This is a genomic window from Vibrio ishigakensis (genome assembly GCF_024347675.1).
GTDB lineage: Bacteria > Pseudomonadota > Gammaproteobacteria > Enterobacterales > Vibrionaceae > Vibrio > Vibrio ishigakensis.
In genome coordinates, this window is record NZ_AP024882.1 from 706,305 (window position 1) to 722,529 (window position 16,225).

Sequence of the window (16,225 nt, forward strand, 5' to 3'; positions counted from 1 at the left end):
CTGTATATAAGTTTAAACTAACCTTCTTTTTACTGTAAGAAACTCAGCTTATCGTGTTGCCGCTTAATTTGTTACAAGCAGTTTAAGTTAATAATTTTGCAACGGTTCTATGGATGAACAATGATAACTAAGTTTAAATTCTCTCCAGTAGCAGTCATGCTGACGCTCGCTTTGATGGGCTGTGATGACTCTTCTGACAACAATACAACAGGTAATGGCGACAACGACTTTGGCGTTAACATCATTACACCTCCGGACGATATCGAAGAACAGTTTCTGCCTGTTGATCCACCTGTGGTTGATGGAACCACTGGCGCGGACAGTGAGCAGGAATCTACCGAAATATCCGACTACAACGAATATCACATCAACTCGGATTTGAAGCTGACTCGTGGTGAACTTAATCACACTAAAGGCTCGGCCATCATGTCGATGGAGTTCTTGACTGGAAACGGTCTAGACCTCCTGCCTATTGAGCGCTCGACAGGTCAATTCTCTATGCAAACAACCAGTGCGTCGGCGAATAAGGAGCTTGATAAGGGCATCAATGTTATCGGTGCGGTGAACGGAGACTTTTACGATACCTATGACGGATGGAACCTAGGTATCTACACCCGAGATGGTGTCAATTACACAGGTTGGGACACCAACAGTGAAGCGGCTATCGTAGTCAAACAAGATGGCGAAATAGACATCATGGAAGCGTCTCCCTATTTTGAGCTAGTTTGGGCTCTCAATGGTGGAGAGTTTGACCGAGTTAAAGCGGTTCACTATTTCGACAAGCAGGAGCACATCAGTAAAGCCTTTACCTCAGAGACACCTGATGCGGGTTCTGTGACCATCTATCCTGGAGATAGCTATCGTGGGAGCGTGGACCTGTCGAGTTTGACCGGGGCGTTGGTGAAACCTGAAGTGAACGGTATAACCGTTGTGGCAAATAGTGACGATTCGGCCCAAGTACAGTTCGCCCCTTTAACCGGTGAGGTCACCGAGCTTGTTCGCGGCGACAACAGTTATGTTATCCCGTCTGGTTATGCCCTTGTGGTGTTTAACCCAGATGAGACGAACATAGCAGCAGGCGACCTATTTGAAGCTAGGTTTGTCACCCAAGACCCTGCTTGGGCTGATGTTAAGCACGCCATCGGTGCAGGTAACAAAGCGCACTTGCTGGTGAAAGAGGGAGAGTTGTCAGAGGGAGCTGTTGATGAGGAGGCGCTGAGCAGTCGCACCGCATTTGGAATCAAAGGCGATGGTTCGTCCTTCTTCTTGACTGTGGACAAGCCTGTTGGATCCGCCACCGATGGGGTTACCTTAAAGAAACTTGGACAGATCATGCTGGGTTATGGTGCAGTGGAAGCGGTGAACCTAGATGGAGGGGGCTCGACGACGCTGGTGGCAAGAATGCCGGGACAAAAACAGAACCATGTGATCAATGTCCCTGCTGATGGTAGTGAGCGCGAGGTTGCCAATAAGCTGGCTCTTACTCTTGATAAAGACAAAGCGACTTACCCAGATGATGTGGCTATTTATCCAAGAACCATGACCATATTGGCCGGTTCAGTGTACGAGAGTTTTATGGCGATTGGCTATGATGGCTCAACACTGGCAGGCAGTGAAGTGGATAAAGAGTTTGGAATTAGCTCGATTGATATTGGTCGAATTGACATGGACTCAGGTGCCTTTACTGCATCGAAACAGGCGGCTGAAGGTTATGTGGGTGTCAACGTGGGGGATCTGCAAGGCTTTGCTCAGGTTGAGGTTGTGGACCGTATCGACGCTTTGCTATTTGACCTTGTTGAGGTAACAGTGGATGCCGGTGGTGAAGTTACGTTGCTACCAACCCTGATCTCTGATGATGAGCAAGTGACCTACACCCCAGACCAACTTGAATATCAGTTAAGTAGCGATGAGTTTGGCCAGATCGATCCTGAAACCGGTGTGTTCCATGCCAACGATGTTCAGGGCGCAGAGGTTGAAGCGACCGTGAAATATCAAGATAAGCAAGCGAGTGTTCTGATCAAAATAGGTGTACCACCAGAGGTGGTCGATGATTTTGAGACCGGAGTGGATGGGTATGTTGCGAGTGGCTCTAGATATCAAGAGGTTAATATAGAGCCAGAGAATGAAAATGTGTTTGAGGGTAGCACGTCGTTAAAGCTAAGTTGGGTCACGGATCCTGCCCAGCCCGGCACATTTGGTGCTTATGTCGTCGATGAGGCGCAGCAAGAGCTTATTGGCTATCCACAAGCACTGGGTGTGAACGTCTATATTCCAGAGGAACTGGCTGGAAAAGAGTGGTGGGTACGAGGCTCTCTAGTTGACAATGCAGGCACTGCAATTGGCATCGACTATAACAATGAGGGTGATAGCTTGCCGGAGAAGGGCTGGCACTTTATGCAAGCTCAGATACCAGAAGGTTATGCTCCGCCGTTGAGAATGGATGAACCTTTCCGTTTCTTGGTATTGGAGACGGCTAGCCGAATTGATTCGCATGTTGTGCTGGATAACTTTACCACCATTTACAGCAGTGATACTGACCTAACTGGGCCAAGTGTTACGGTAACCCCTGCCGATGAAGAGACGGTCGACAGCCAAGAGGTTTCGGTTCGCCTGCAGCTTTTTGACGATTCTGAGGTGGACTTTGAGCGTACCGAGCTGATCCTTGATGGTGAAGACGTTAGCGGTTCGCTGCAAACCAATAATATTGATGCGGTCTGGTTTGATGCCAATGGCTTGGCTGATGGCTGGCACAAGGTGGAATATCGAGCATTTGATAAGAATGGTAATGTCTCTGCGGGAGATACGCTATTTGATGTAGTGACTGATGAAGCGCGTATTTACGTCGAATCGGAACATGAACTCATCTATCCATCGGGCACCTTTGATTTCCCAGTAAAAGTGACCAAGGGTGAAGCGCTAGGTACTTTTGTGTTGGAGCTTACTTATGATGCCACTAAGTCGCAGATTAATGTTCAGCCTGAGGATGTTTTACCTACTGATGTTGTAGAGGAAACAGGTTACTGGAAGGGCACCTTTACAGGTATGGACGAAAGCTCTGAGACACTGGCTCGTGTGGAGCTGACTGTCGACGACTATGTTCAGAACAGCGCGATATCCTTGGGCGTGAGTGGTGCCCTCGACGGTGAGGCCTATTATCATCCGCTCATCAAGCAAGATGTAGGCGGCAAATACATGCTGATCACCGACCATACCATTAAAGGTCAGGAGAAGTGGTTACTGGTTACCGATGCACAAGGTAAACCTGCCCGCGGGGTTGATGTAGAAACTTTCCTTTACAACATTGAAACCGATGAAGTCTCAGATGTACGTCAGTTGGGCACTACGGATCATACAGGGCGAGTGCTGTTTCAAGAGGTGGACGTAGGCCCAAGCCGAGAGGTCTATTTTAGAGCTTATGATGATGAAGGTGCCTCGTTGATGTCCACCTTAATGTCACTGGAAGAGCAGTTAACGAACTTACCGAGCCAAGTGTTTATTACCCCAGGTCGGGATGTGAGTGAGGTGAACGTGACTTGGTTTACTGCCTCGACGGTGGAAGATACGGTAGCTTTTTATGGCTCTGACGGATTGAACCAAACAGCTCCTGTAACCTCATCTGAAATCCTACCGTTTTTCTACGGTGAGGAGCCAGGGGTGGTTCGTGTTCATCATGCACTGCTGACAGATCTTCAGCCTGGTACTCAGTATCAGTATCGAGTGGGTCATCAAGGGAAGCTAAGCGAAACCTATAGCTTTACCACCGATGATCAAGACGATGATGTGCGTATCATGCTGTACGGCGACACTCAAACAACCGGTGATGGCAGTATTAATCATGGCGCACCTTTGGTGACAGAACTGTTTGATAAAATGGAGAGCCAACTGCCAGATACGGATCTTATCATGCATGTGGGTGACTTCACTGAAGATATGAGTGACTACCAATTAGTGCGTCAGTTCTTCGATGCGATTTCTGGTGAAGGTCGCTTAGCGTCGAAACTATTCGTTCCTACAGTGGGCAACCATGAGGTGTATAACGAAGGGCGTGAGAAATTCGAAGCTATCTTCAACACACCGCAGAACGGGCCTTTTGGCTATCCGAACCAGAAATCTGTGTATAGCTTTGATTACGGCAATGCCCATATCGCAGTGTTGAATACCGAGCTCTTTACCGATGAAGAGTGGCGTATCATGACCGACTGGTTAGTGAATGATATGCACGGCTCTGACAAGCCATGGAAGCTAGTGATGTTGCATCGTCCACCGTATAACGCCAACCCGAATTCGGGGAACGATATGGTGAATCAGTATCTACCACAGGCTGCGGATGCAGCGGGGGTCGACCTTGTACTGTCAGGCCATGACCACATCTACTCTCGCAGTGTTGCGGTTGAAGATGGCAAGCCCAATACTGAAGGAGTGAACTATCTGATAGCAGGTTCTGCTTCAATGAAGTTCTATGATGCGGGTCAAGACGGCATAGTGCCAATCGCTGAGGTGTTGTATGACGATGATGTGCATACCTTTACCACTCTGCATATCCATGGTGAAGAGCTGACCCTTGAGTCTCGCAACATCAACGGTGTGCTAATCGATAGCAAGGTACTGCTCAACAATTGATAGCGAGCTGGCACAGGGGCAATAGTCAAAGAAGAGCCCTTGTGCCAGACCATTGCGCTTTGCTGTGGTTTTTATCTAGCAGAAGCACTCAAACGCCTTAGTACATGGTATCTCTGCATCTGCTGAGGCGTTTCTTTTGGAATAAAAGCTTGTTTCATGACTTTTTGGTGTCAAGCTCAAACACGTAATTGGGCAAAAACACACTATTTGTTTATCTCAAACGTGTCGGCAGTCGCACCCCATCAAAGATGCTCGTGCTAAAAAGGTTTTTACATTACAGTTATTACTCATTTCTGTTTCCCTAGTTTTTCAGTATTAAGCTACTTTAAATAACTTATCCTTCTGATCACGCATCGCTTTGGTTTCGTAATAATCTCTCGCGAGCGCAGTTTCAGTGAATTCGACTTCACCCTTGAAGTTACCTTGAACGGCTTTTTTAATTTCATCCAAAGTCACTTCAAAAAACTCTTTGCGACGGTTAATCGCATTGACACGACGCTCGTCAAATACGTCATGCAGCTTCTTCTCTAGTGCAGGCGCATCATCGGTATGAATCATCGCGTGCACGTCGAAGGTGAACGGCACTGATGCGTCACCAAGCTCTTTCACACGATCCATTGGCTCTAGTCGACGAGTCATACCAATTTTATAAACATTCTCACCAAACGAACCTACGTTTGATATTACGTATACATGACCTTGCCTAGTCTGTTGAGCCATTGATTCTGCACGCTGATGTTTCTCTTCCGCCTTCTGTAGAGCCTCTCGTAACTGAATAATCTTGTCTTCAAGTTTGTTGCGCTTCTCACCCTCAACGCTTAAGAGCTCGTTCTTAGCCTGCTCAAGAGCCTCACTATAACGCTTCTCTTCCTCTTCGGCTTCTTTCTCAATACGCTTGATCTCTTGCTCAATCTTCTGCTCTTCACGCATTTGCTCGCGGATTTCTGCCTGCTCTTCTTTCTCACGTTGCTTCTTTTCTTTGTACTCGTGAGTTAGCTTCAGCTCTTTTAACTTCAGCTCTAGGTACTGCTTAGTGATTGAAATGTGGTTCGACTCATTTACTTTATTTATCGAATCGAAAGCACGCTTGATACGCTCTTCCATGCGAAGTACGTTCTTCCACGTACACTTCGCAATTGCCGCATCACATTCGTTGTTGAATGCTCGAGACGTTAGGCGGATGCTACGTTCCGTCATCTTACGCCCCTCGGTTCTCGAATCACCGACTGTCCATTCTGTAGGGCAATAGAACGCACCGTTTTTGTTGTTCTTGAGACGAACCAACGACTTTTGCTGTTCTTTCACTTTATCGATAGCACGTTTATATGACTCACTGTCGTCATAGTCATACTGCGCTTTATAGAAACCAAGCTCCGCCAACTCGACATCTTCGTTATAGACAGCAAACGCTTTGTACAACTCATCATATTCTTCTTTGCGCTTGCCAAAGCGAAACTCCAACTGACTAAGCTTTCTATCCAACTCTTCTTTTTGTTCTTGATGCTTTGCCTCAAGGTCTCTCGTGCGTTTGGCAATCTCATTGGTCTTACGGTCACTGTCTTTTTGCAGTCTTTCCATAGCCACTTTGTACTCATTCTTCATGGCGGATTTTAGAGCTTCTCGCTTCTTCGACTCCGTCTGAGTAAGAGTCTCCTGCTCAGATTTGTTGCGAGCCTTCTCTTTTCTCATATCTTCGTCGAAAGTCGCTTTTAAGATCTCTTGTTCCCTAGCAAGCTCGTCGCGCTCCTGAGTCGCCAACTCTACAACCGCCTTTTGCTCAGCCTTGATTGAGATTAGTCGCGTCTCTGCTTCAGAGATAATTGAATCTGCTTCGGCTTGAGCGTCAACTATGTGGCTGTACTTAGTGTTCAGTTCATCGAGGTTGCTCTGCTGTGACGCAAGGGTCTTCGTTAAAGCTTTCTGTTTCGAATGTGCGAAAAAGAGGACTACTAGCAGCAATATCGATACTAGAGAAAGCCCTATTAGAGCAAAATGAAGTGGAGACATATTGATTACCCGTGCAGATGTTGTTGCGGATAATTTTAAAGTAAAACCTAAAAAATCACTGATCAGTTCACGCCAATTGAAAGTATCTTGCAGTTCACTGGAAAATAAAAAGAACTACCAAGGTTGGATGAACCAAAACCACAATAGTACTGAGAGCCTCAACCTGTACTAAAAAGGCCGACATTCGTTTCTGTGATGTCGGCCTAGTAAATACCAACCATAGGCACACGCGTTTAGATTACGCTTCAGCTTCCGCCAATAGGCTCAGGTTCTCCACCAAACTCAAGTAGCTCGAACCCAATACGCCTTTCGCTTTCCAATCTTGGTGGGATCTGGCATTAAATGTTCCACTTCGAGTCACTAATAATCCATAGTCACCATCTAACGCAGACTTAGACATATCAGCATACATGAATGCCGACTCTGGGATTTCACCATCAATTTCATAAATCTGAGCGACCGCGATCTTGCCAGACGCGTGGTTGAGCTTAATTAGCTCTGGGTCAGAGTGATCTTCTCTATCAACACTCCAACCCTCAGCGTGCATATCAACAATTTTAGTCAGGAAGTTCTTAAACTCACCGTCTTCCTCTGGGTCATAGCTATAGCGATGCTCCGAGGCGAGATGGTTGACTTGAATAAGGTTAGTTAGGATGTCATTTGTGTAAATCAAGGTGTGGTAGATAGTATCCCAGAAGCAAACTTCCTCATTGCCGTCTTCGTCCTCATCTTCGTCATAAAGCAGGTCCCAAATAATATCTTCATCAAACTCAGTGGCTTGAAGCAACATTTCTTCCACGTCATCTTCAGCAAGTGACCCCAGTTCTTCCTTGAACTCAGTTTCTAGAAACTCATCCCACTCAGTTCTATCTGAATGGCTATACAACTTCTTGTAGCTATCTACAATCCAATCGCACTTATTAGCGAGCAATTGGTAGCAGGCATACTTTTGCGCCAGTAATACAGCCATATATATTGGGGTGATCGCAATCTCTAAGTTAGCCTCCGAGTCTCGGGCGAAATCTTCAAGATCGGACATAAAGATAGACTGAGGCGACACTTTATCTTGGTAAATGTCGATGATGGCTGTTTTAAACTTTTCTATTTCAGCCATGCGAAGTTCATGAAGCTCCTCCAGAGACATTGTTTCTCTCGGGTCTACATATTCCTCATCATAATCAATTTCTGTGTCACAGATTTCTAGCTCATTCACAGCAGGTTTCTGGATGCTGTATGAACTATGAGAAGCTTTCTCATGCGCCCCATTTGCTTCACGATGCATCTCTTCTCTGAGGCGTTTAAATTCATCACTAAAGCCACCCATCACTTTTACTTGTGCCAATAGGTCACTTCGCTTTTGCTTAACAAACGCACGTTGGTAACCATACCCGCCCGCTAGCTGTTCGTCGGTCATTAAAAGCAACTCCTCCCAATAGCCAAGGTCAGCCTCTAAAGCGCTCAGACGACCATTGTTGTAGCGCTCACTTGTGTTTTTAATGGAAGATTGACCAGACTTGCTCTTAAAGAATGCTTTGTCACTCTCTATCTTTGAGTAGGTGTCTGCTGTTATTTGGCGGTTAGCTGATGATGACTTTGCCTTTTTAGCCTGTTTTGGTTGAAGGTTTGATGAAACTGCCTTCACGTCTGTTTTGCTACTTGGAGTCGATCTGGGTGAAGGCTTTTGAGGTTCAACTTTAGAGACGGGTCGGGTCGGCTTTTTCATCGCATTCGCCCTGACCTCAGCGTGGTGCTCAATCTCTTCGCTCGACATTGCCTTCACTCTTTTGTTCGGCCGACGCTCACTTTTGATGTTTGGCGAGTGGTCTTCAAGGAATAATTTACCAATACCCCACATGATTAGACCTGCTAGCCCCACCCAAAAACCGATTTCAAGTAGAGTCTGACCAAACTCAATTACATTTTGACCCGTTTCTGAACGGAAGAATACAATAACTAGAACAATGGCAATTATGTACTGCACTTAGGCACCCTCAACACTATCAACAATGACGTAAGTATATGGGTCAATGGGGCAAAACCACTTATCAGTTTCCGCCAAGTGAGGAATCTGATTCCCTATTTGGTGCCTGTCCTTCAATCTTTTCTCAATCTTTTTGGAATGACACCGCCGCCCCCACTAATGCTAAATAAAAGCGATTTCAGGAAGAGCCCAAAACACTGCGTTGTGGTGCGGTGGGTAAGGATATAGAGCTTGTTTCTAACGGCGGCCGAGTTGATATGCCGTTCAGGTGAGAAGATTAACCGCAGATTCTTGGGTTCCAATAGCTATGAGATATCGGTTATTCCCAGCGAAATTTAGGCTTCATATATAGTTCACGCTGTGGTTAATAAGTGGAGAATTCTGTTGTGTTTAAATATGTAGCGGTGTTATTACTGGCGCTATCTTTTGGAGTAACTGCAGGTGAAGGCGTTGAGCCTGAAATAGTCACTTTGCACCAAGTGAGCGTTACAGATGCGTTTGCAAAATATGAAGTCATGGTCATTGCCAAAGACTCGGATGAGTGGTTCGCGGCAACTATCTCAAAGGGAGAGCTTGATGTGCGCTTTTGTAATGTCCTCAGTGCATGGAACCTTGAGCTCGTTGATGCTCAAGTGCTAAATGTCGAGCGTCAATTGGTAGGTGCGCATGCCGTTACCAAGTGGGACTGCCGTAATTAGTATTTTAAGACTTTGAATATGGCAAAAGATGCAGAACATACACCAAAAGTACCAAATAACGGCTTATGTTATGTGAATAGGGTTCCTTCTTTGGTGCCTGTTCTTTAATCTCTTGCTCCACTAGCTTGTCTAGAGCACAAACCTAAACATATTAAAGAATGTAAGTATTTAATTATTATTGTCTTTCATTTCAAGAATCAACCAAACTAAGAAACCATCAGTTTTTAACTCTTTAGGATAGTGAGAAAATAAATTGTCCATAATCCACCAAATAATACAACGCCGCATTAAGGTGTGGAGTAAAGTGTGCCATACTTTGAGCGAAGCGAAAAACGGCACACGTTACGAAATCGCTCTAAAATTTTTTGTTGGGCTATAAATTTTCAACTACGTAATTTTGCCCCTCAGTTAAAATCTTCAAACCTCTCTCGGCTGGATTGAGACCATAAAGCTCCTCGATAAAGTTTCGATTTAAAACTATCTTTAAGCCTTGGACTGATTCTATTTCAAAAGTTAAGGTTTCCGAATCTAAACTAGAAGTCGTTTCTGAAACTTCATATGGTCCAATTTCCAAAGCCAGCTTGGAAATAGCAGATAGCTCATTGATACATTGATTCCAGTGAAGTTCACAGTCTGTCCATGGACTCGCTACTATTTTTTCGAGTTCAAGTTTGATACTTTGTTCAGTCGCATAAGCATAATATACTGGGTTCATGGCTTTTTTTGATATGTATATTAGGCCGGATGCATTCATTGTTTGATTATTTTCCAAATGAAATATACGCTCACCAGTATCTTCAAAAAGTGTCAGCCCAGACACATACTGATTTGTATTTTCTAGAACAGATGACAGTTCTTTAACTATATCGTGTGAAAAATATACCGGTTGATTACTTGACTGAACGAGAGTAATGATCAACCTCTTATTTATTCTGTTCTCCTCCGCATTTGAGTATGTTTTGTAGCCGGTAGCTATCGAAGTCAAAACTGCCAAAGCAATTATGGTCAGCTTCGTACCACTACTAGGATTAGAGAATGTCCCTAGCACAGCCATAGCGAGAGTAATACCGATCAATATAAATTCTACAGTAAAATCCATTTTATCTTCCTTTTACCTAACATTGTTAATAACAGAACAGCTCGTTTTTCTATTGCCTAGCTTTCATTCAAGGTGCCATAAACCAATGAAATATATTGTATATAATTCATATTTCGTATTCTGTCTTTACATAAAAACGAGCGAGCGTGTTATCTTAGGAAGAATAGTGTTAATCCTATTAATAACAATAATTTATTAAATTTTCTATCCGCAAACGAGATTGGGATCTCGGAAAAAAGTCATTCTTCATATACAACCAAATCTAGCCCCAATAAACTGTATAAATTTACAAGAATTGCATGCCAGAGTGCACAGTGCCAAACAAATTTGTCCGCAGAATTGGAGGTGTTGGCATAAGTGAAAATAAGTGAAACGACATGCAGAATGTTGTGCAGAAAAAGGACCTTAAACATAATTGGGCATAAACAAGCTAGCCAATACTCCCTGTTCGCAAATATAAAGTACAAACTTCAAACCTAAGCTCATAAAAAAGGAGCTCGCAATGAGCTCCTTCAATATTCAGTATTTTCTCGTTCTATGTACCGTTAGGCTCTAGCGATAGCAAGTTCGCCTGCTTCAGCCTTGCTTGGCAATAGCACCTGTAAGGTACCAGAGTCGAGCTTGGTGATTTCGATAGGAGCTTGATTCCAGGTCGCTTGATACTCATAGCGCTCATCAAGGTTGACCAATACGATACTCTGTTTGGCATTGGCACTTACGCGAATGGTCGCATCCAGTTTGGTGTAGTCTGCATCCCACTCTTGTTTCTCTACCCAAGTATCGAAGCCAGTGGTGAGCTTACCCAGCACATGGTAGGAGTTAAACCAGTTTACTACTGGAGAAGTAAGGCCACTGAACTGATGCCAACCCGCACCACGCTCAGACTGAACGATGAAGTGCTCGAAACAGAAGTAAGAGGTTTCCACTTCTTTCTTCCAAAGATCCAGTGCAGTGCGGCCGATACGATGGGCGAGCTCAACATCACCTAGATCAAGGGCGGTCTTCCAGAAGAACCACTGATGTGGCATCCACACCGCGCCGTTACAGTAGCCATCTGGCTTGTAATAAGGGGCTTGGCGATCGACTAGGGTAATACCAATAGGTGTCCAGAAGTGCTCACTCGATTTTAGGCGAGACAGGAATAGCTGCTGCTGTTCTTCATCACACACACCGGCAATAACAGGCATAACGCCGTCCATACCCATGTTGTAGTTGATGCCATCGTCTGTGTGCAGGTGACCCGTTGGTTTTCCTTCTTCGTTGTGCAGCACATAGCTAAAGTACTGAGATTTAGGATCCCAAGCGTGCTCTTGTAGCGCTTGACTAAACAGTTCAATGTCTTGGTCATAAGCGGCCACATCGGCATCCAGTTCAAGGGTTTTAGCAATGTCTTTTAGGATGCGCGCCGCACGTATGGTGTAAGCCGAGTTGCACGAGCACGCAACGGTCTCTCTTAAGTCCGTACTCTCATCATGAATGACTCTATGCTGGGCTGGATAGTCATCCCAGCCGCCGGTATCCCATGGGAAAATGTCCCAAGTACGTAGGATATTTGATTGAAGGTTGTTGGTGGCTGAGCCTTCGCCATGACCTGCCAGATAAGCGTAGAACTGTTTAACGCTGCCATACACCTCTTTTAAGAACTCCAGATCACCCGTCTTATTCCAGATCTCTTGCAGAAGGTAGATCTGGATAGGAATAGGGCTACCATGGCTGATATAAGCGGAGTGGGTATCCCCCTCAGGGGTCAGATAGGTGCGCAACGTCTCTTTCGCGCGCTCCACGTCATAATCCATCAGTGCCATACCGATGAAGCCAGAGTCCCAAGTGTATAGGCAATCCCACCATTTACCTGGGGTGTTGTGCTTGATGTATTGGCGACGAGTATAAACCGGATAGACCACATTCAGGATCTCGGTGGCCGCCATTCTTTCTTGACTGAACTCATAGGTCTCACCGCTAGGCATGGTGTTCATGCGTACGCGAGTTTCACGTGCACTATGGTAGACAGTCTCTAGCTGTTCATCATTAGATTGGATAAAGCGATTGATATCGGCCAATACCTTTTCACGGTTCCCCGAAGATACCTGCGAGTAGATTACTTTTGAGGTATGGCTATCCACGTTGATAGGACGCATAAAGGCATTAAGGAAATGACCCTGTTGATCGCCTTGGATAATAGACTGATAGGTATTTGGCACAAACAGGCGTAATGAGCGATCAAGCTCGCTGCTGAAGATCTGACGTAGCCAGCAGCTGTCATGCTTCCAGGTAATACCGTAGAAGTTATCTGAATCTTCATATTTTAGGATAACGCCATAGTCCCCTATGTACTCTATCTCTGGAGTGTAATTCTTGGCCTCTTGTGGGAAGCTTACTTGGGCTACTTGTTCCTTTTCAACAACAACAATTGAGTCGAATACTACCTCTTGTTCGGTAGCTGAGGTTAGGGTGAACTCGAGATTTGAGCTCAGTGCTCCTAGTGGCAGTTCTGCCAGTGCAAACTCATCGTCCGTTGCGGTAAGCTCCACAGTGCCTGAAAGATCTCCAGAGAGATCAAATGAGGCCGCCGCTTGGCTTGAATAGCGAATCAGTGCCACGGCATTGCTGAATGATTTGTCATTGGCATCAACCTGATAGCTGACCCAATCACCTTTTTCTGCGCCAAATCCGGTGCCGATACCGCTGCCGCCCACTAGGTTGTGTCCACGAAACTCAGCGCGCTTTAAGCCATCCTCTGTGTTGTGGTCTGTGCGACGCATGGTGGCAAATTTCAGCTCTTGGTAATCAACCGCATCCAGATAGATAGCGTCAGTTGGCAGGTATGGCTCAACAAGCTGCATCTCGATATCGTGATCACCCATGCTGGTTGGCATCAGAGGATAGTTAAGGTTTGCCGCTAGATGCAGGTTAAGGTTTTGAGTCACGTCTGTGTTGTTTCTATAGTCACAGCGAATCAGGCGACAATCTTCACCCGCCGCAGACACTGAAACATCGCAGTAAACCTGATCTTTCCATTCAATCTCATAACGGTATGAATAGTATTCGTGATTTGGTGACGCTTCCCAAGCATGGAATGCAGAGGCCCATTTTTCGTTAGGCACTATCATTTGACGGCGGAAGTGACCTGGCATGACGGTGACATCGAAGCGTAGGCCTCGATCATTATTTGCTACGTGAGCAACACCGGCATAGTTCTTTGAGTATGGGCCCCAGTCTGGCAGGCTCAAATCTTGATTCTTTTTGATAAATGGCATTGTACAACTCCAAGATTGCCAAATTGGTTGACACTAATAAGGCCAACATTAATAAATCGATTTTCTTGTGAAATGATATTCATCAAGATGCAAAAGAGTGTAAAGGGCGTGACTTCACACTCTGGTTGATTAGGTTTGGTTAAATTCGTTCTACCTGACGTGGGTCTACTGGTTGGCCGCTTCGAGAAGACTCAATAGCAGCAAAACAGAGTCGTAGACCTTCTAAACAGGACTCCGGGGTCCCCTGTGGGCGGCGCTTATGGTCGATAGCTGACATGAGATCGCCCATGGTGCCTTTGAAGGCGGCAGGGAACCAATCCGGGGTGACAGAGATATTGGCTTGTCCTTTATGATTTACGACCTTGATAGGTCGGTCGCTTGCACCAAGAGAGCCCCCCTCAAGAGAAGCGACTCCTTGGGTACCACACACATGGTAAGAGCCTGAATCCTCGTGGTGTGAAGAGGCGCGCATGTTGATGCTGACTTGGGCGTCGCCAAAGTCGATGTTGACCGAAACCAGAGTAGGTACATGAATGACTTGCTGTGGAGTAGTGGTTGCTTTGGCGTATACCGAACGGGCTTGCTTGCCAGCAAACAAGGTGGCCACAAGATCAAACCAATGGATGGCAAAGTCATAGCAGATAAGGTGCTCGACCTCGGCCAATGGATGTCCCTTCATTATCAGGTCATGAGGCCAGTAGACATTAAAATCCGCCGAAACTATCTCTCCAATATGTCCCTTGTCGACCACCTCGCGCAGCGCATAAAAGTGGGGGGCAAAGCGGCCGTTTTGGTTGACCGCTAGGGTATTGGAGCCTTGTTTTGCCAGTTCACACAACTCAAGACCGTCGGAGATTGCCTCGACGAATGGCTTTTGGCTCATGACATTCTTACCCGCTTTCAAGGCCGCTTTTACCACGCTCGGGCGAATGTCTACATGCAGCGCCAGATCGACGATATCAACGCTTGGATCGCTCAAAACATCGCTGTAATTGGCAGTAATATAGGCATCAGGAAAGAGCTCTTTTTGGAACGACTCAGCGCGCTCAAGCTTAATATCGCAAAGGGCAACGACCTTCCAACCGCACTCTTTATAGGCGCTGGCTTGGACTCGACCTATGGCGCCGCAACCGATCAGGGCAACCTTGTGCTGACTTTTAGGTTGTGGGTAGAGAGGTATCTCGATGTCGAACTGTTTGATGTCCGTTTGGGCAATAGAATTATATGGCATTTGGCCTCCTACTTAAGACGAACCGGTTGGCGTGTCTCGGCACTCTGTTTGGCCGCATCCACAAACTTCTGACCCAGAAGGGAGTAATGGGCACCGCACGGGCCCTCGACTTTGCCTCCATCATCGATAACGCGATTTAGGTATTCGAAGATGTCTCGCTGCTCACCGAAGTCGTGAACCGCCAGCTCACGTACCTCTGGGTGAGCACTGGTTTGCACCTGCACATGGGTAGCGTAGTCGCGACTCATGATGGTGCCTTGGGTGCCTACCACAACAAAGCCACAGAAGGGCTGCGGCTGAGTGACCCAAGGGTCGGTAAATGTGCCCCAACGGGTTTGGAATGAGGAGAGGCCTGCTGGATAGCGTGCAATGACGATGCTTTGCTCATCCACTTCATATCCGGCTGGAATATGGGAAACTGCGGTCACTTCTTCAGGCATCTCACCATCGCGGAACCAGGTACCTATGGTGACTCCGTAGCCAAGATAGTCGAGCAATGAACCGCCCCCGGCTGCCTTGCTATACCACCAGGTTTCATTTGGGTCAGGCGTTTCGGTCACCTCTTTTTTACCGTGCAGATGGTAAAGAGGGCCTCGGTTTCCATCATAGTAGTGCACCTCGGTGACCTCTCCAATCTCGCCAGCATCAATCATGGCTTTGGTGGTGCGATGGGTGTCATACCAAGCCAAGGGCCAGTTCACGCAGAGATGCACCTTATGTTGATTGGCTACACGAATGGCCTCCTCTGCATCGGCGGTACTGGTCGAAAATGGTTTTTCTAAAAGAATATGGATGCCACGCTCGGCAAGTCGCTGGGTCCACAGAGTATGGTCATCGGTCACCGAGCAGACGATGCCTAGGTCAGGCTGAGTCTCCTCAAGCATCTGTTGCCAGTCGGTGTACATGAGTTTGTGAGGGATCTCTAGATCATCACAAACCGGGATCATTCGTTCGTTAGTTGGGTCGTAAACGCCAACTACTTGGTAGTCTTTTGATTTCTGGGCAATCTCTAGCAGGTCGCCGATGTGCATTTGATCGAAGCAAATGCCAACCACTTTTTTTACTGTCATGTCGCTATTCTCAATATGTCTTTACAAATATATTATGCAAGGATACTAGCAACATTGTTCTTGATTAAATGTGATAGAAATCAAAATCGAATTCACATCATCCAAATAATGCATTTAATGCTGGACTGAGGTCAGTCGAAAAATGACGAAGTCCCCTTATATAAAAGGGTTTGGATGAATTTTCATGTTTTGTTTGGAGATTCAGACTTCTGTTAATCCCTGAGATACCAATCACAGTTCGTTGAAGTTCAGTTAAAAGCGC

At 46.1% G+C, this 16,225-nt stretch carries 8 protein-coding genes; 2 read left to right on the forward strand and 6 right to left on the reverse strand.

The genetic code is table 11. From position 1 onward, the window contains the following. The first annotated feature begins 120 nt into the window (after nucleotides 1-120). Nucleotides 121-4,620, forward strand: a complete 4,500-nt coding sequence (locus Pcarn_RS17055; protein ID WP_261837127.1) for a phosphodiester glycosidase family protein — start codon at nucleotides 121-123, stop codon at nucleotides 4,618-4,620. Nucleotides 4,621-4,935: 315 nt separating this feature from the next. On the opposite strand, the gene Pcarn_RS17060 is transcribed toward Pcarn_RS17055, so the two are convergent. Together Pcarn_RS17060 and Pcarn_RS17065 are read right to left on the reverse strand one after the other, a co-directional pair. After that, nucleotides 4,936-6,627 carry a DUF4041 domain-containing protein gene (locus tag Pcarn_RS17060; protein ID WP_261837128.1) on the reverse strand — a complete coding sequence of 564 codons (1,692 nt, stop codon included), beginning with the start codon at nucleotides 6,625-6,627 and terminating at the stop codon, nucleotides 4,936-4,938. Nucleotides 6,628-6,865: 238 nt separating this feature from the next. Next, nucleotides 6,866-8,608 carry a hypothetical protein gene (locus Pcarn_RS17065; RefSeq protein ID WP_261837129.1) on the reverse strand — a complete coding sequence of 581 codons (1,743 nt, stop codon included), beginning with the start codon at nucleotides 8,606-8,608 and terminating at the stop codon, nucleotides 6,866-6,868. 386 nt (nucleotides 8,609-8,994) lie between these two features. Here Pcarn_RS17065 and Pcarn_RS17070 point away from each other — a divergent pair, with 386 nt between their 5' ends. Continuing rightward, the gene (locus Pcarn_RS17070; protein WP_261837130.1) at nucleotides 8,995-9,306 is read left to right on the forward strand and encodes a hypothetical protein; all 312 of its coding nucleotides are present in this window, start codon (nucleotides 8,995-8,997) and stop codon (nucleotides 9,304-9,306) included. Nucleotides 9,307-9,679: 373 nt separating this feature from the next. Here Pcarn_RS17070 and Pcarn_RS17075 read toward each other — a convergent pair whose 3' ends face one another. From Pcarn_RS17075 to Pcarn_RS17090, 4 genes are all read right to left on the reverse strand, one after another. Further along, the gene (locus tag Pcarn_RS17075) at nucleotides 9,680-10,405 is read right to left on the reverse strand and encodes a hypothetical protein (protein WP_261837131.1); all 726 of its coding nucleotides are present in this window, start codon (nucleotides 10,403-10,405) and stop codon (nucleotides 9,680-9,682) included. 545 nt (nucleotides 10,406-10,950) lie between these two features. Further along, nucleotides 10,951-13,662, reverse strand: a complete 2,712-nt coding sequence (locus Pcarn_RS17080; protein WP_261837132.1) for an MGH1-like glycoside hydrolase domain-containing protein — start codon at nucleotides 13,660-13,662, stop codon at nucleotides 10,951-10,953. Between the two features lie 139 nt (nucleotides 13,663-13,801). Continuing rightward, nucleotides 13,802-14,893, reverse strand: a complete 1,092-nt coding sequence (locus Pcarn_RS17085) for a Gfo/Idh/MocA family protein (RefSeq protein ID WP_261837133.1) — start codon at nucleotides 14,891-14,893, stop codon at nucleotides 13,802-13,804. An 8-nt stretch (nucleotides 14,894-14,901) separates the two neighbouring features. After that, a complete protein-coding gene (locus tag Pcarn_RS17090) occupies nucleotides 14,902-15,963 on the reverse strand; it encodes a Gfo/Idh/MocA family protein (RefSeq protein ID WP_261837134.1) in 1,062 nt (353 codons plus the stop codon). Between the last annotated feature and the right edge of the window lie 262 nt (nucleotides 15,964-16,225).